We start from the raw sequence: 16,856 nt of genomic DNA on the forward strand, positions 1-16,856 counted from the left end.
AGATCCAGCACTCAACGAGCTTGTGCGGTCCAGGCCGGGGAGAGGCGCACCACCGTGCCGACCACGATCACCGCGGGCGGCCGGACGTCGGCGGCCGCGGCCCGGTCGGCGATAGTGGCCAGCGTGCCCACCGTGACCCGCTGCCGCGGGCCGTAGCCGTCCTCGACGATCGCGACCGGCGTGTCCGCGGGGCGCTCGTGCGTCACCAGCGCCTCCGCCGTCTCGGCCAGCCGGGTCACGCCCATGAGCAGCACGAGGGTGTGGTCGGGGCCGCCGGGCACGGAGGCCGCGCCGTCGTGCCCCGTCAGCACGCTGAACCCGCGTGCGACGCCGCGGTGGGTCACCGGGATGCCGGCCGCGGCCGGCACCGACACCGCCGACGTGACGCCCGGCACCACCTCGACCTCGATCCCCGCCGTGCGGCAGGCCACGAGCTCCTCGCCGCCGCGGCCCAGCACGTAGGGGTCGCCGCCCTTGAGCCGCACCACGTCGCGTCCGGCCAGGGCGTGCTGGATGAGCAGGGCGTTGATCTCGTGCTGCGGCACGGGGTGGTTGCCGCTGGTCTTGCCGACGTCGATCACCTCGACCTCGGGGGAGAGGTCGCGCAACAGGGCGCGCGGGCCGAGCCGGTCGACGACCACGACGTCGGCCTGCGCCAGGACGGCGCGGCCGCGGGCGGTGACGAGACCGGTGTCGCCCGGCCCGCCGCCGACGAGCCACACGCGGCCCGGTCCGGATCCCGCGGGCCGCGCGCGGTGGCGGCGCAGCGGGAGCACGCCCGACTGCAGGGCCGCCGCCACCGCGTCGCGGATCGCGCGCGAGCGGCGGGGGTCGCGCCCGGCGGTGACGGCGACGGTCACCTCGGCGCCGTCGGTCAGCTCGGTGCGAGCGACGGCGGGCACCCAGGCGCTGCCCGCGGACGCGTCGCCCGCGGTGACGCAGAAGACCCGGGCGCGTTCGGCGTCGTCGGCCACCTGCTGGTCCACGGCCGGCGAACCGGTCGCGGTGTGCACGAGCCAGGCCCCGTCGAGGTCGCCCGTGCGGTAGTCGCGGCGCACCCACTCGACGCCGCCAGCCGGCGGCTCGCCCGCGGGTTCGAGCGTCTCGGAGGCGACGACGCCCTGCTCGTCCAGCACCTCGTCCAGCACTGTGTGCGGCGCGACGACGCGCACCCGCGCACCCGCCCCGACCAGCGCGCCCACGCGCCGCGCGGCCACGGGGCCGCCGCCGACCACGACGACGAGCCGCCCGGCGACCCGGAGCCCCAGGGGATAGATCTGGCCGGCGTCAGACATGGAGACCGCACTCGTCCTTGTCGCGCCCGGCCCAGCGGCCGGAGCGTGCGTCCTGACCGGGTAGCGGCCGCGCGGTGCACGGCTCGCAGCCCACCGACGGGTAGCCGTCGGCGAGCAGCGGGTTGACCACGAGGCCGTGGCGGTCCGCGTACTCGGCCACCTGGTCGTCGGTCCAGGCGGCGATCGGGTTGATCTTGACCACGCCGTTGCGCTCGTCCCAGCTCACCAGCGGCGCGTTGGCGCGCGCCGCCGTCTCGCTGCGCCGCACACCCGTGGCCCAGGCCTCGTAGCCCGCGAGGGCCTTGGTCATCGGCGCGACCTTGCGCATGGCGCAGCACGCCTCGGGGTCGCGGTCGTGCAGCCGGGGTCCGTACCGCGCGTCCTGCTCGGCGACGCTCAGGTCGGGCCGCACGTCGATGACGTTGACGTCCAGCTCGATCTCGACGGCGCCGCGCGTGCCCAGCGTCTCGGCGAAGTGGTAGCCCGTGTCGCCGAACAGCACGTCCACGAAGGGGAACTGCTCCGCGACCAGGTGGGACAGCACGGTGTCCTGCATGGACGACGCGACGGCCATGAACGGGCCGAACTCGCGCACGGCCCACGCGATCACGGCGTGGGCGTCCGCCTCCGGGTTGCCGGACGACGCGTGCAGCTGCGCCTGGCCGCGCTCCACCACGGCCCGCAGCTCCTCGGTGGTCCGACGACGGCGGCGCGTCCGGGCGATCGGCCGCGCGGCGCGGATGCTCTCCCGGGCGGCGGCCCGGGCCCGCACCCGGGCGAGGCGGGGGTTCACGCCGGACCCGTGGGCGGGCGCCGTCAGGGTCAGCGCGGACGCAGGCTCCGTCGTGGTCATCGCAGGGCCTCCTCGTCGGCGCGGTGCGCCCACTGCGCGAACGTCTCGTCGCCGTCGTGGTCGGCGTCGTACCGGCGCACGACCCGCTCGACGTAGTCACCGATGCCGTCGGCGGTCACCTTGAGGCCGCGCACGGTGCGCCCGAGCCCGGCGTCGTCCCGGTCCAGCGACGTGAGGCCGCCGCCGAGGTGCACCTGAAAGCCGGGCACCTGGTTGCCGTCGTCGTCGAGCACGAGCTGGCCCTTGAGGCCGATGTCGGCCGTCTGGATGCGCGCGCACGAGTTGGGGCAGCCGTTGACGTGCAGGGTCAGGGGCTTGAGGTCCGTGAGGTCGCCGAGCCGTTCCTCAAGCTGGGTGATCGCGGCAGCCGACGTCGCCTTGGTCTCGACGATGGCGAGCTTGCAGTACTCGATGCCCGTGCACGCGATGGTGCTGCGGCGGAACGGGCTGGGCCGGGCCTGGAGGCCGAGCCCGGCCAGGCCGGTGATCAGCGGCTCGACCTCGTCCTCCGCGACATCGAGCACGAGCAGCTTCTGCTGCGGCGTCAGGCGCACGCGGCTGCTGCCGTGCGCCTCGGCGAGGTCGGCGAGCCGCGCGAGCGTCTCGCCCGAGACACGCCCCACGGTGGGGGCGGCGCCGACGTAGAAGCGGCCGTCGTGCTGCTCGTGCACGCCCACGTGGTCGCCGCGCTCGTCGAGCCCGAGCGAGGCGGGCGACGGCGGTTCGATGCTGTCGCGGAGCCGGTAGCCCAGGTACTCGTCCTCCAGGACCTGCCGGAACTTCTCGACGCCCCAGTCGGCGAGCAGGAACTTCAGGCGGGCCTTGTTGCGCAGCCGGCGATACCCGTAGTCGCGGAAGATGCGGACCACGCCGTGCCAGACGTCGGGCGCCTCCTCCGTGGAGACGAAGGCGTTCAGCCGCTCCGCGAGGCGCGGCGCCGTGGACAGCGCGCCGCCCACCCAGACGTCGTACCCGACGCCGTGCTCGGGGTGGTCGACGGCGACGAACGAGATGTCGTTGATCTCGTGCACCACGTCGAGGCTGGGGTGGCCGGTGATCGCCGACTTGAACTTGCGCGGCAGGTTCGCCAGCGCAGGGTCGCCGATGAACCGCTCCTGGATCTCCTCGATCACCGGCGTGGGATCGATGAGCTCGTCCTTGGCCACGCCCGCCACGGGGCTGCCGAGGATCACGCGCGGCACGTCGCCGCAGGCCTCCGTGGTGCTGAGCCCGACGGCCTCCAGGCGGCGCCAGATCTCGGGGACCGACTCGACCTCGACCCAGTGGAGCTGGATGTTCTGCCGGTCGGTGATGTCCGCGCTGCCGCGGCCGAACTCGGTGCTGATGCCCGCGATGGTGCGCAGCTGCTCGGTGGTCAGGGCGCCGCCGTCGATCCGGACGCGCAGCATGAAGTACTTGTCCTCGAGCTCGTGCGGCTCCAGGGTGGCCGTCTTGCCGCCGTCGATCCCGGGCTTGCGCTGCGTGTAGAGGCCCCACCAGCGGAACCGGCCGTGCAGGTCGTCGCCGGGGATGGAGTCGAAGCCCTCCTTGGCGTAGATCTTCTCGATCCGGTCGCGGACCTCCAGCGGGTCGGACTCCGCCTTGAACTCCTCGTTGTGGTTCAGCGGGGCGGTGCCGTCGACCTTCCACTGGCCATTGGGCCGGGCGGGGCGCTTGCTGGTGCGGGGCTGGGCGGGCGGGGCGGTGTTCACCATGGGCAGGGTCCTGTTCGTGCGGGGCGCGCGGGCATGGAGCTGGCTGGGGGAGTGGTGCGCGTCGTTACGGGCAGGAGGCCGTTTCCCGGGGGATGACCAGGGACTCAGCGCTGCGGGCCGGCGGCGCGCGCTGACCTTGCGAGGGGCGAGGGGCGCGTCAGTGCAGACAGCTGCGACAGCGGTCGCAGGCACAGGTCGGCATGGCGGGCATTCGCATCTCGTGACGGGGTGTCACGAGAGCTGTGCGCGCTGCTGCCTTGGTCATGGCGACGACGGTAATCGGGGGGTCGAGCGGGCGGAAGACCACGTCCACATAGTGGATGTCTATTGGGGGCATCGATGTTTCCTATGGATTTCCCGACTGGACTGGTCGGGAATGTCTGGTGTGCCACCGGCCGGCCGGGTGATTTATGAAGTAGGAAGCACCGAGAAAGAGATGAGTGTGGTGGGTGAATTTTCGACGGCAATGCGCCGAGATTGCGGGGATCGCATCTCATCGAGGAAGCGCGAGAGGGTGAACTTTAGGCTGACCGGCTCCGCAGTCGCAGGCGAAGGCTGCTCTGTGAAGCATTGACGTGGCCTTTGCTGAAGTGCGAGAGTCAGCGGCGCTGAGGCGGGCAAGATGGTGCAAAATAGTGCACAGTGCTTGTGTGATGCCCTCATCGGCACAGTTCTTGACTGTCGGGTGAGGGGTCGTTGATGCGGTTCACCATGCGTTCTCGGTCTGCGGTGTCACTGCCGCTGGCACTTCTACTGGCTGTGGGAACGGCGGGTCTACCCGTCGTGGCGGACGCCGCCCCGGTGGAACTGGGCCCGGTCTCGACCGTGGCGGAGTGCCCGGAACAGGTCGAGTCCGTCGACGACGCGGTCGCGGCCGCCGTCGCGTGCGGTGCCGAGACCCGGGTCGGAGAGACGCTGTCGGAGTTCGCGACGGGGTAGGCCACGGCGACCGGCGACGTCCGGATGGACTACTCGACGTCCGCCGTCCGCCAGGACGGTGATGGTGACGGCACCTGGGCTCCCGTGGATGTCCAGGTCGGGTCGGATCCGGTGGCGAGTGGTGAGCTGGCCGGGATGCTTCCCGTCACGGGAGGCGTCGAACCGCTGTGGGTGAATCCCGGCGGTGCCACCGGGGCCGGGCTCCCGTTGGTCGTGCTGGGTGCGCCCGAGGAGCGGGTGCGCATGTTCTCCGCGTCGGTGCCTCCATCGGGGGCTTCGGCCGCGGTGGTCGACGACGGCGGCCGGCGCGTGACCTACTCGTTCGGCGAGGGCGTGGACCTGGTCGTGTCGATCAACGAGGCCGGGACCACAGCGATCCCGGTCGTGCGCGTCGCATCGCAGCAGGCGCTTACTTACCTCGCCGAGGACATCCTGGGCGGTTCGCCGGACCTGGCGTTGGACTTCCCGCTGGAGGCCGCCGTGGGGATGCAGGTGCGTGCCGCGTCGTCCGGGGAGGGATTCGAGGTCGTCGGCTCGGACGGCGAGATCGCCTGGGAGTCTGGCCCGCCGCTGATGTGGGACTCCGCGGGGCCGACGAACTGGGACGAGGTCGGGCTCGACAGCACTGTCTCCGTGCGGGAGGCCGGGCTCGGCGCGGACAGCTCTGAGGGCGCCGACGCCAGCGTCGCCGATGTTCGCCTGGAGAACCCGCTGGCCGGCGATTCCGTCGCGATCATGGACGTCGCAGTGCAGGCGACGTCGGTCGGCGGCACCGTGACCGTCACCCCGGATGCTGAGATGCTCGCGGATCCTGACGTTGCCATGCCGCTCCTCCTGGACCCCAAGATCGGTGCACCGGACCCGGCGGGATGGGCCATGGTGCAGACGTACCCGGCGTGGACCGACACGCCGAGCTGGAACTTCTCAGGCTCCGAAGGCGTCGGTCTCTGCGACCCGGCGGCGCACACCGAGTGCACGCAGCGAAACTTGCAGCGGCTCCTGTGGCGGTTCAGCGGCTTGCGGCAGGGTTCGGACGGTGTGTGGCTGGGCAGCCTCAAGGGCTCCGAGATTCTCCGAGCCGAGTTCGCGGTCTCGGGAACTCATAGTTTCGACTGCAATCCGCGCTCCGTGGAGATGTACGGCGTCTCGACGTACCTGACCTCGTCCACGGTCTGGAGTGACGTGGACTGGGGTGCGTGGCTGGGCCGATGGACCGGCACGCATCGCGACGGATGTGCGGGGCGGACCACGCGCGCGGAGTTCAACGTCACCGGACAGGTCAGGGCTGCGGCCAACAGCGGTCTGTCGTGGATCTCGCTCGCCATGCGAGCTGCCGAAGAGGGCTCGATGAACTGGTGGAAGCGGTACAACGGTTCGTCCGGAACGCTGTCGATCCTGTTCGACCGGCCGCCGCTGCCGCCCACCGCGGACCAGACGGAGATCGTGCCGGAGGCTGGTGGAGAGCCCATCGACTGCCCGGACACGTGGGACGGGCGGCGCCAGGTGCGCGACAGCACACCGCAGCTGCGCGCCAGAGGTGGGAGCGAACCGGACGGGACAACGCAGGTCACGATCCGATTCCGTGTCGAGTCGCAGGACACGCTGGAACCGATCTGGTGGTCGGACTGGTCCGAGCCGTCTGCAGCGAGCACCTGGCGCGCAGCGACGGTGCCGGGCAAGGTCGGGTTGCAGTCTGGCAAGACCTATAGATGGCGGGTTCAGGTGGCGTCGACCGATCCGGTGTCGGGCCATATCGAGAGGACGTCGTTCCTGGACTCGCCGCTGTGCTTCTTTACGGTGGACACATCCAAGCCGGCCCCGCCGAAGGTGACGAGTTCCAACTACCCAGAGGGGCGCGTGGCTGGTGGTGTCGGCACACCGATCTCGGTGGTGTTCTCTGCCAACGGTTCGGCCGACGTGGCCCACTACTGGTACTCGCTGAACTCCCAGACGTACTCCGAGCGTAGGACGCCGTCGTCACTCGGGGGTGCGGTCCCCGCGTTCTCGATCCCGATCACCCGTGCTGGGCTGAACTACATCGCGGTGTACTCCGAGGATGACGCCCACCTCGTGTCGGATCCCACCATCTATGAGTTCTACGTGGGCTTCGCCTTCACAACGGCTCACTGGCATATGAACGACACCGGCTGGGTCGACGGGGCAGCCGCAGGTTCGGCCGTGAACGGGGAGAGCACGTCGACCGCCGGCGGCCTGACCGCCGCAGGTGGTGTCACCTGGACTGATGGTGCGAGTCCGCAAGGCCTGTGGCCCCCGGATCCGAACGGGCAGATCCCTGATCGGGTCGCGGACGGGGCGTGGCTGTTCAATCCCGATCCGGGTACTCAGGACGACATCGCCGTCAGCCAGCGTCCGGTGGTGAACGGTACGGAGTCCTTCACGGTCTCGGCCTTCCTGCGTGCGGATGACACCAGTGAAACGGGAGCAGCCGTCACCCAGGTCCCCGACGCGTCAGAGACGGTGGACGGCGACTACCGCTCATCCTTCCACCTGGGGGTCTCGACCAGTCAGGCATGCCCGACCGATGCTGACCCCGGCAACGAGGGCTCAGTTGCACCCTGCTGGGCGTTCTGGAGCGTGCGAGACAACAAGCCCAACTCCATCAACGTGGCCTCCAGGACGCCGGTCGAGGCGGTGCCCGGACAGTGGACCCACGTGGTCGGTGTCTACAACGCAGCGGAGAAGTCGCTGCAGGCATGGGCATGCCCGATGTTCGCGTTCCCCGCCCAGCGTCCCGAGGCCGGCGGCGTCGGAAGGTTCGAGGACGACAGCGAGGAGCCCTGGAACCCGTGGAACGTCGCGGGCCGCTTGCGTCTTGGGTCGGGGATGAAGAACGGCAGCACGGTCTGGCCGTTCCACGGTGCTGTGGACGAGGTCCGAGTGGCTGCCGGTCATATCTATGACGAGGACACGCTGCAGCTCATCTGCGAGGGGGCCAGCGTCCCATGACCTGTACCGAAATCAGTCAGTTGCACATGGGCAGTAGGTACGGGCGAGGCGACGAGGGAGCCGAGTGATGGGGAACTTGCGGCGTACGACGATGCGAGCATCAGAGAGACTGCATGCCCGCGGTGCTGCTGCCGTGGCCGGGGCCATGGTTCTGCTCCTGGCGACACCCGCCGTGGCAACGGCGGTGGCGGCTGGCTTCGACGCAACTGCTCGGCAGGAGATGACCCTCGAGGAAGCGCGCGAGTACACCGACAAGCTCGGGTTCGAGAACCCAGAGGTCGACCTGGTCGAGGCCACCGAGATGACCGCAGAGGAGCTCGCGGTCACTGAAGCGGGCCTGGAACCCATGGAGGCCGTACGGCCCCAGACGGTGACACTTCCTGAGCCGGGGTCGATCACGCTCGATCCTTCGACTACGGGCAATGACGCAAAGGCGGCGAGTGCGAAGAGCGACGGGCGACGAGGCCGCGCGGGTGGTCTGCAGGTGGGCCTGCATCCGATCGACCCGGACGCTATGAAGACAGCTCGCCCAGTCACTGTGTCCTATCTGGGCTCCGCCGCCGCTGATCGGCTTGGCGCGGCCGGCCCGGTCGTGACGCTCACGCCGGCCGCCCCCGTCGACAGTCCAATGGCGAAGACACCGTCCGCGGAGGCCTCCGATCGACGTGCGGTCGTGGACCTTGATGTGTCCTACCTGGCTGGTGCAGGTGGCGGCCTGATTCATCGGCTGCGCCTCGTCCAGTTGCCTGCGTGCGCGGTGAGTTCGGCACCCGCGTCGTCAACCGTCTGCGGTGAACCGGCACCGGTGGCGGACAGCAAGCTGGACCCCGACTTGCTCACTCTGAGCGGCACGGTCGAGCTTCCCGCCGTCAGTGACCAGGCTGATAGTTCCTCGGCCGGGCTGCGGTCGCCGGATGCTGTCGAGCGGGTCGCTTCCAGGGCGTCCGACACCCTCGTTCTGGCGGTGATGGCGGAAACCTCTGGATCTGCGGGCGACTGGGGTGCCACCTCGCTCGCGCCGTCGGCGTCGTGGAACGTGTCGGCGCAGACCGGTGCGTTCACCTGGTCGTACCCGATGCGTACGCCGCCCGTGCCGGGCGGCCTCGCCCCCGACCTGTCGCTCTCGTACTCCTCTGCGAGCATGGACGGCAAGGTCGTTTCCGCCAACAGCCAGTCTTCGCAGGTGGGCGACGGGTGGGAGGCTAACCTTTCGGGCTACGTCGAGCGCAAGTACGTCCCGTGCTCGCAGGACCAGGGAGCTGTGGGCGGGCAGGCGCCGAACAACGCCTCGCGCGCCACGGGAGACCTGTGCTGGAAATCCAACAACGCGACGCTGGTGTTCAACGGGTCAGCGACGGAGCTTGTCCGGGACGGGGCGACAAGTACGTGGCGGCCCGAGAACGACGACAACACGGTCGTGTCCCACGTGACGGGCAGCGCCAACTCAGACAACAACGGCGAGTCCTGGGTGGTGACGACGGACGACGGGACCAAGTACCGCTTCGGGCAGGGACAGCGGTCAGACGGGCTGGGGTTGAACTCGTCCTGGCATGTCCCTGTGTATGGGAATCATCCCGGTGAACCGTGCTACCAGGCTGGTGACTTCGCCGGATCGAAGTGTGACCAGGTGTGGCGATGGATGCTGGATTACGTCGAGGACGTGTCGGGCAACTCCATGACTTATCGGTACACCCGCGAGTACAACCGTTACGGGCACAACAACAACTCAGGAAGCTCCCAGTACGTCTCGGGAGGTCGGCTCTGGTACATGGAGTACGGCACGCGCGCGGGCGCTGAGGGCACCACGGAGGCTCCGGCTCGTCTCTCGCTCACCTACGCCGAACGATGCATCCCGACGGCCGACTTCGACTGCGCCCCGGAGAAGCTGAACGCGGCCAACAGCGCGCACTGGCCAGATGTCCCGCAAGATTTGATCTGTACCTCCACATCGTCCTGCACCCAGACTGCGCCCGCGTTCTACGACCGCATGCGGTTGACCGGGATGACGACCAACATCCGTGATGCCGGCGCGCTCGTGCCGGTGGACACGTGGACATTCGCGCAGAGCTTTCCCGACGCTGGTGACGGTGAAGACCCGGCCCTTTGGCTGGAGTCGATCAAGCACACAGGCAGGGGCGGGTCAGCCGCAGACATCGCGCTGCCGTCGGTTGTCTTCCATGGCGCGCAGAAGGACAACCGGGTCGACACGACGGGTGACGTGGGTCCAGCGATGACGAGATATCGCCTGGACAAGATCACCTCAGAGTCCGGCGGCGTGACGACCATCGCCTACTCCGGCAAGGAATGCTCCACATCCAACCTACCGTCGTCGCCGCAGAACAACTCGATGCGGTGCCAGCCGGTGTTCTGGACGCCAGAGGGCGCTGACGAGCAGGTGATGGAGTACTTCCACCACTACCGCGTGACCTCGGTGACGCAGGACGGGCGCATCTCCGGAACGGTCCCTGTCGACACGACGTACGAGTACTCGGGCGGACCCGGGTGGCACTACACAGACAACGAGCTCATCGAGCCGAAGTACCGGACGTGGGGCGAACTGCGGGGCTACGAACGGGTCGACGTCTACACCGGTGCATCAGGTGAGGAAGGGTCCCCGAGGCTGCACACAGCGACCCGGTACTTCCGCGGAATGCATGGTGACAGGGACGGAGCCGGTGGGACCACGACCGTCAAGGTGGACGGCATCGAGGACCTGGACCAGTACGCGGGGATGGTCCGCGAGGAGATCACCTACGACGGCAACGACATCGTCGAACAGGTGATCAGTACCCCGTGGCGATCAGCGGTGACGGCGACGGATCCCGACAACACCTCGCGCAAGGCCTTCCACACGGGTGTCTCCGCTACCGAGACAGTGACGCCGCTGGCGGCGGGCGGCTCACGAACGACACGGACCGAGACCACGTTCGACCCGTACGGCATGCCGACGAGCGTCTCGGAGAGCGGCGATACCGCTACGACCGGGGACGAGCTGTGTACCCGAACGACGTACAACCGCAACACGACCAAGAACATCCTGAATACCGCTGGGCGGGTCGAGACTGTTGACGTGCGATGCGACCAGACTGCGGCGCGACCTGTCGATGTCGTGTCGGACCTTCGTTACGCGTACGACTCCGGCACTGTCAGCGCTGCTCCGATCCGCGGACGGGTCACGCTGACCCAGGAGGTCGACCGGTACGAGGCGGGCAACCCGGTCTACGTGGACGCGGCACGCGCGGGTTACAACAGCTACGGGCAGCTGACGAGCTCCACCGACGCTCTGGGCAAGACCACGACGACGAGCTACGACAACGCGGGCGGGCTGCTGCGCTCGTCGACGGTGACGTCACCGGACCCGGACGGGACCGGTGCCCTCCAGGCCCACGTGACGACGACCGCGGTCGACCCGTTGTGGGGCGTCCCGCTGCGTGCGACCGACCCGAACGGCAAGGTCACCACGGGACGGTACGACGCCCTGGGCCGCCTCACCCAGGTGTGGGAACCTGGGCGGGTGCCGGACCAGGACGACCCCACGACGAAGTTCACCTATCAGGTAAGCACGTCCGGCCTGAATTCGGTGCGGACCGAGACGCTCAACTGGGATGCGTCGGGCTACGTGGCTTCGTCGGTGATCTATGACGGGTTGCTGCGGGAACGGCAGTCCCAGGCGCCCTCTGCCTCGGCCACGGTGGTCGGCCGGGTCATCTCCGACACCCTGTACGACTCGCGTGGTCTCACTTGGGTCACACGCGACGGATGGCCGACGACCGGTGTGCCTTCGGCCTCCCTGGTGGTGTCGCAGAAGGCGGTCGACTCTCGAGTCGTGACCATGTTCGACGGTGCGGGCCGTCCTGTGCGGGAGACCTTCCAGGCCGGCGAGGGCGACGAAGCGGACGACGGGTCGTACCTCGACACCTGGACCACGACGACGTCCTACGGCGGTGACCGGGTCAGCGTGAACCCGCCGGTGGGCGGGACACCGACGACCACGATCATCGACGCGCGTGGCCGCACGGACGAGTTGTGGCAGTACGAGGGTGCCTCCCCGTCGGGAACCCACCACGTGACGTCCTACCAGTACGACGGCGCGGACAGGCTGATCGGAGTGTCGGACCCAGCGGGGAACCGGTGGTCGTACGAGTACGACCTGCGTGGCCGCCAGACCAGTGCGTCGGACCCGGACAAGGGCGACAGCTCGATGACCTACGACGCCGCGGGACGGGTGCTGACCACGACGGACGCCCGGGGCGAGACCCTCGGGTACACCTATGACGCGCTGGGCCGCAAGACGACGATGCGCGCCGGCGGTACCTCGGGCACAGTGCGGGCGTCCTGGACGTACGACCGGCTCGACGACGGGACGGTCGTGAAGGGACAGCAAACGGCATCGACCCGTCACCAGGGCGGCGCGCAGTACACGACGACGATCGACGGGTTCACGGACCGGTACCTGCCGACTGCCACCACGGTCTCGGTCCCGGAGACGTCCACGACGCCCGAAGGTCTCGCGGGCGACTACACCTACGAATACACCTACACCGAGGACGGTCGCCTCCGGACTCAGCTCGTGCCAGGCGCGGGGCCGATCGCGCAGGAAGGCCTCACGACGTTCTACTCGGACACGAACGCCGTGGACGGTCTGACGGGTGGGTTCGGCTGGGGTTCGTACGTCGTGCGGGCGGACTACCTGCCCACCGGTGAGCTGTCCTACATGCGCACCGGCAACACCTATGCCTACCAGGAAAGCCTGTACTACGACCGGGGCACGAGGCGACTGGGGGGCGTGACGACGACCCAGCAGACAGGGAGCACTGACGAACAGCTGACGGACCTGCGGCATGCGTCCTACACGTACGACGACGCCGGTAACGTCCTGTCCGTGAAGGACACCCCGGACCCGGTGCTGGGCAACCAGCCGTCCGATCAGCAGTGCTTCACGTACGACTGGGCACGAAGGCTGACCGGCGCGTGGACGCCTGAGACCGGCGACTGCGCTACGACTCCGACGGTGGCGGGTCTGGGCGGTGCGGACCCGTACCAGAAGTCGTACACGTATGACGCGATCGGGAACCGTGAGACGAGCACGCTGCACAGGGCAGTGTCTGATGGTGGGAACGTCACCTCGACCTACACGCAGCCGGACTCGGGCGCCTCCTCGACGCGGCCGCACGCGGTGACGGGTGTGTCGGCGTCCGGTGGCGGGGCCATGCTCGGGACGAGCGCGTTCACGTACGACCAGGCCGGGAACATGACTGGTCGCGAGGTGGCCGGCGAGGCCGTGCAGGAGCTGTCGTGGGATGTGGAGGGTGAGCTGGAGTCCGTCGCGCAGGACACCGACGACGATGGCTCGGTCTCCGAGGACGAGGCGGGCCAGGCTGATGGCTATGTGTACTCGGCCGACGGGAGTCGGTTGGTCCGTGCGCAGGGTGGGGACACGACGTTGTACCTGCCGGGGCAGGAGGTCACGTTGGATGGTGAGACCGGACAGGTGACGGCGAACCGGTACTACGCGTTCGCCGGGCGGACGGTGGCGGTGCGGGATGTGTCGCAGTCCTATGCGACGACGTCGGTGTTCTCGGATCACCAGGGCACTGGCACGATCCAGATCGGGAACACGACCAACCAGGTGGTGCGCCGGTACACGGACCCGTTCGGTGCTGAGCGGGACAGCGCGGCAGGTCTTCCGGACGACACTGCGAGCGGGGCCTCGGCGTGGGCTGGTGATCATGGGTTCTTGGACAAGCCGGCTGATGCCACGGGTCTGACGGCGGTGGGGGCACGGTTGTACGACCCGGTGCTGGGGTCGTTCATCGGTGTGGATCCGGTGATGGACCTGTCTGATCCGCAGCAGTGGAACGCGTATGCGTACGCGAACAACAACCCGGTGACATGGTCAGACCCGACTGGGTTGAAGCCGATCGGTGCGGGGCATCTGGGGTATGACCCCAGGACGCAGCCGAATGGTGGTGACCCGTGTGCCGGTGCGACAAGCTGTATCAAGACGTCGAATGGCTCTGGGGGTGCGCCGGTCAAGGTTCGTGAGTGCTATACGGCTTATGCCTGCGGATACTTTTCGACGCACGCAGACGCGTACGAGACGTCCAGTGGCAACGCCGTCGACCTTGTCAATCAGACCGGCGCATTGGGTGGTGGGGTTAAGGAGATCCGTAGCGGTGCGGCAGCCGCCGCCCACCAGCTCGCCCTACGCAAGGCTGCAGAAGCTGCGGTATCTGAGACACGGGAAACAGAAACCCAGAAGCGTGAGCAAAAGAATCTGTGGCAGACGGTGACTGGCTGGGCAAGTGCCGAGCGTGGATACGGTGGTTGGAGTGGCCAGAAGGTGAGCGGGGTTCTCGGCGACGCGAGCGTGATCATCGGCTGGGGGACGGCTGGAACGTGTTTCCTGACTAAATGGTGCGCCGCCCACCCCGTCACTGCTGCAGTGGCTGGCGTCCTGGGGGGAATCTCCGCCGTTGCCGGTGCTGCTGCGACCGCAATTGATTGTGCATCATCCCTGAGATCGGCCGGTTGCGTAATCGGTGGTGCAGCTATCGCTGCAGGTTCGCTGGGATTTGCGGCGCGGACTGCAGGGCGGCTAGATCCCGTCACCGTCGAAGGGTTTGAAGTAATCGGTAATGTTTGGAGTAAGACCTTGGATGTCGCCGGAGTATTGGAGAAGATGGTAAATGGATGAACCGAATCCGCGAGCAGTGGGCGAGTATGTGCAGATGCTCAAGGGAAAGTCTGCGGCATCCATGACGATGTTGTCCGCGCGGATGGCGTTGCTTGTTGGCGCTTCAGTGATAGCTACGGCCGTATTGGCGGTGATCTTGGGGAGCGGCTTTGGCGAGCGACCCCTATTTGGATTCATCCTGGCGGTCATTTTCTTGCTGATTGTCGCAACGGTGGTCGTTCATAGCGCCGGCAAGATCAAGGAAGCACGCGAGTTTCATGCGGGTTACACGACAATAATGCGAGCGCATATCTCGGTGGATCAAGTAGACCCGGATTCAAGCCGGGTCGTGCGTTCTGCCGGAGAGAAGTTTCTGACAAAGGACATATATGAAACTCGGATGGCGAGAATAAGAGCGACTGGTGGTGAGGATGCACGCTAGCCTCGATTCTTCACCTGGTGGTAGAGCGGCCTGAGGGTTTCGTCTGGTGTGTGGCTTGGCTGCGTTTGGCAGGGTTTCACTGTCGCGTGTCGCTGCGCGCGCCGGTTCCGGCCTGGGTCGTGCGGTCGCTCCGTTCCGGGCTCGTCGGAAAGTCGTCGGGCTGGTCAGGTCACGGCGGGCAGAGCCGTGAGGGTGGTGCCGTCGTGGTCGAGATACGGGGCCCACGCTCACTCGGGCAGGGCCTTGATCGCTGGCCTGTCTCGTGACGAGTTCAGTGGAGACTCGGAACTGACGCGTCGACGGTAGTCGGCGCGGGGTTGTGACGGGGGTAGTGGTCCTCGGATTCGGCCGGTGGGACGACCCGATCTCGCCGTGCAGGCGTCGGTGGTTGAACCAGTCGAGGTACTCCGCAGTCGCGATCTTGAGGTCGTCGATGTCGCGCCAGGGTCCGAGGTTGCGCACGAGCTCGGCCTTGAACAGCGAGTTGAACGCCTCGGCCAGGGCGTTGTCGTAGGAGTCGCCGGTGGATCCGACCGAGGCGACGGCCCGGGCCTCGGCGAGACGCTGGGTGTAGCGGATGGCGACATATTGCCTGGGCTCAACCGGTGGTCGGTCAGGAGGGTTTGTGGGACGACCGTCGAGGTGGGAGACAGAGGTGGCCAAGCGCGGGCCGATGCGGTCACCGGGCAGGGCCCCGGCAAAGTCATGACTGTAGGAGTGCGTGGATGGGCTGGTCGACGTCTCTGGCGTGGTGACGTAGGGCTTGGGCGATGTTGTCCCAGCCGGCGTGGCGCAGGATCGCGATAGCGGTGTTCCGCAGGGCGGCCATGTTCTGTGGTGCGTGGCCGGTATGGATCTGGCAGCGGTCTTCGTCGAACGTCACGTCGCGCACCCAGTGGAGCCGGTTCTCGATCGACCAAAGCGTGTGTGCCCAGGTCGCCAGGGTCTCGGAACTCGCCGTGCGGGCGTCGGCGGAGGTACGAGGTAGACGACCTCGACGGTCTTCTTGCCCTTGCGGGTGACCGTGCGGCGCAGCTGGGCAACCTGGGCGGCGCCGGTGAACTCGATCCACGCGGGCGCGTCCAGGACCTTGATCGTGCGCGTCGCTCGCCGCCCGTGGCCGGTCTCGGTGGTCGTGTTCGCAGGGATCTGGACCCAGGGCAGCGCCTTGAGCATGCGGAACAGCAGCCGAGAGTTGCCCTTCACGGTCAAGACGTAGTGCGCGCCCGCGGCCAGGATCTGGGAGGCGGTGGCGTTGTTCGTGTGCAGGGCGTCCAGAGTCAGGACGGCGCCGGTCAGGTCGAGCAGACCGATCAGAACCCGGGCGGCAGTGATCTCCGAGCCCTTGGTATCCACAGCGGTCTGCGCGGCAACGGTCCCCGTGGCATGGTCGAGGGCCGCGACGAGGAACGCGCGAGCGGCGCCCTTCTTCCGCGCGCCACGCAGCGACTTCCCGTCGATCGCGTAGACGCGCCGCCCGCCCGAGCATCGGGCACGGGTGAGTGACCAGACGCCGAAGGCCTCCTGAAGGGCGGCCGGGTCCAGCCGGGTCAGGACCCGGCGGAACGTGGCCACGTCCGCGGCCCGCCGCATCATTCCCAGCCGCCGTAGCCGGGTCCTGCCTGCGTCGCGGGCCCATTCAGCGATCGCGGTGAAGCTCCTCGCGCCGGTCAGGACCGCGCACAGCGCCACGGCCACCAGCGCCCGGACTGGGTGACGACGTCCGCGCCGGGCGCGCGGGTCGGGCAGGCCGACCAGAAGCTCGACCAGAATGATGTCGGATGAGACGGGCTTGGACACCATGGTGGTGGCGCGAGACGATGACATGAGCGCGGGTGTATTCCTGCAGGCTGGAAACCAACCCGTAGGGCAGGCCAAGATGTCAACCATCCCTGGGGTAGTCCCGGATCAGTGAACCGGTAGGTCCGTCGTCCGTGCGCCGCGCGAACTGACTCGCAGTCGCGCATAG

General features: G+C 68.2%; 8 protein-coding genes and 2 pseudogenes. 4 read left to right on the forward strand and 6 right to left on the reverse strand.

Annotation, left to right across the window (positions count from 1 at the left end; genetic code table 11):
• Positions 1-11 precede the first annotated feature (11 nt).
• Genes cobA through APR03_RS11205 form a run of 3 tightly spaced genes read right to left on the reverse strand, consistent with a single transcriptional unit; the run spans position 12 to position 3,863 of the window.
• On the reverse strand, positions 12-1,295 hold the full coding sequence (gene cobA, locus APR03_RS11195) for a uroporphyrinogen-III C-methyltransferase (protein WP_253835694.1): 1,284 nt from the start codon (positions 1,293-1,295) through the stop codon (positions 12-14).
• On the reverse strand, positions 1,288-2,148 hold the full coding sequence (locus tag APR03_RS11200) for a phosphoadenylyl-sulfate reductase (protein ID WP_253835696.1): 861 nt from the start codon (positions 2,146-2,148) through the stop codon (positions 1,288-1,290). The genes cobA and APR03_RS11200 overlap by 8 nt, the downstream gene beginning before the upstream one ends.
• Positions 2,145-3,863, reverse strand: coding sequence for a nitrite/sulfite reductase (locus APR03_RS11205; RefSeq protein ID WP_253835698.1), 1,719 nt, complete (start codon positions 3,861-3,863; stop codon positions 2,145-2,147). The genes APR03_RS11200 and APR03_RS11205 overlap by 4 nt, the downstream gene beginning before the upstream one ends.
• 801 nt (positions 3,864-4,664) lie before the next feature.
• Between APR03_RS11205 and APR03_RS11210 the strand changes: the two genes are divergently transcribed.
• The 4 genes from APR03_RS11210 (at position 4,665) to APR03_RS11225 (ending at position 14,887) form a co-directional block, all read left to right on the forward strand.
• Entirely contained in the window at positions 4,665-4,802 is a 138-nt protein-coding gene (locus tag APR03_RS11210) for a hypothetical protein (RefSeq protein WP_253835700.1), read from the forward strand.
• Between the two features lie 24 nt (positions 4,803-4,826).
• The gene (locus tag APR03_RS11215) at positions 4,827-7,769 is read left to right on the forward strand and encodes a LamG-like jellyroll fold domain-containing protein (protein WP_253835701.1); all 2,943 of its coding nucleotides are present in this window, start codon (positions 4,827-4,829) and stop codon (positions 7,767-7,769) included.
• A gap of 145 nt (positions 7,770-7,914) precedes the next feature.
• Positions 7,915-14,466, forward strand: a complete 6,552-nt coding sequence (locus tag APR03_RS11220) for an RHS repeat-associated core domain-containing protein (protein ID WP_253835703.1) — start codon at positions 7,915-7,917, stop codon at positions 14,464-14,466.
• Positions 14,459-14,887 (forward strand): hypothetical protein, encoded by a 429-nt coding sequence (locus tag APR03_RS11225; protein WP_253835705.1) that lies wholly within the window; start codon positions 14,459-14,461, stop codon positions 14,885-14,887. The genes APR03_RS11220 and APR03_RS11225 overlap by 8 nt, the downstream gene beginning before the upstream one ends.
• 271 nt (positions 14,888-15,158) lie before the next feature.
• On the opposite strand, the pseudogene APR03_RS11230 reads toward APR03_RS11225, so the two are convergent.
• The 3 genes and pseudogenes from APR03_RS11230 to APR03_RS11240 all read right to left on the reverse strand — a co-directional run.
• Positions 15,159-15,478, reverse strand: a pseudogene (locus APR03_RS11230) (integrase core domain-containing protein); the annotation flags it as partial.
• Between the two features lie 112 nt (positions 15,479-15,590).
• Positions 15,591-15,959 carry a hypothetical protein gene (locus APR03_RS11235; RefSeq protein WP_253835707.1) on the reverse strand — a complete coding sequence of 123 codons (369 nt, stop codon included), beginning with the start codon at positions 15,957-15,959 and terminating at the stop codon, positions 15,591-15,593.
• Positions 15,878-16,777, reverse strand: a pseudogene (locus APR03_RS11240) (ISAs1 family transposase); the annotation flags it as partial. The gene APR03_RS11235 and the pseudogene APR03_RS11240, both read right to left, overlap by 82 nt.
• Positions 16,778-16,856: the final 79 nt, after the last annotated feature.

Origin of the sequence: Promicromonospora thailandica (assembly GCF_024171955.1) — a bacterium.
Taxonomy (GTDB): domain Bacteria; phylum Actinomycetota; class Actinomycetes; order Actinomycetales; family Cellulomonadaceae; genus Promicromonospora; species Promicromonospora thailandica.

What these genes read in the sequence shown, in the direction of transcription:
- APR03_RS11220 (WP_253835703.1), top strand. Translation starts at nt 7,915, where the DNA reads ATGGTTCTGCTCCTGGCGACACCCGCCGTGGCAACGGCGGTGGCGGCT.
- APR03_RS11225 (WP_253835705.1), top strand. Translation starts at nt 14,459, where the DNA reads ATGGATGAACCGAATCCGCGAGCAGTGGGCGAGTATGTGCAGATGCTC.
- APR03_RS11215 (WP_253835701.1), top strand. Translation starts at nt 4,827, where the DNA reads ATGGACTACTCGACGTCCGCCGTCCGCCAGGACGGTGATGGTGACGGC.
- APR03_RS11205 (WP_253835698.1), bottom strand. Translation starts at nt 3,863, where the DNA reads ATGGTGAACACCGCCCCGCCCGCCCAGCCCCGCACCAGCAAGCGCCCC.
- APR03_RS11200 (WP_253835696.1), bottom strand. Translation starts at nt 2,148, where the DNA reads ATGACCACGACGGAGCCTGCGTCCGCGCTGACCCTGACGGCGCCCGCC.
- cobA (WP_253835694.1), bottom strand. Translation starts at nt 1,295, where the DNA reads ATGTCTGACGCCGGCCAGATCTATCCCCTGGGGCTCCGGGTCGCCGGG.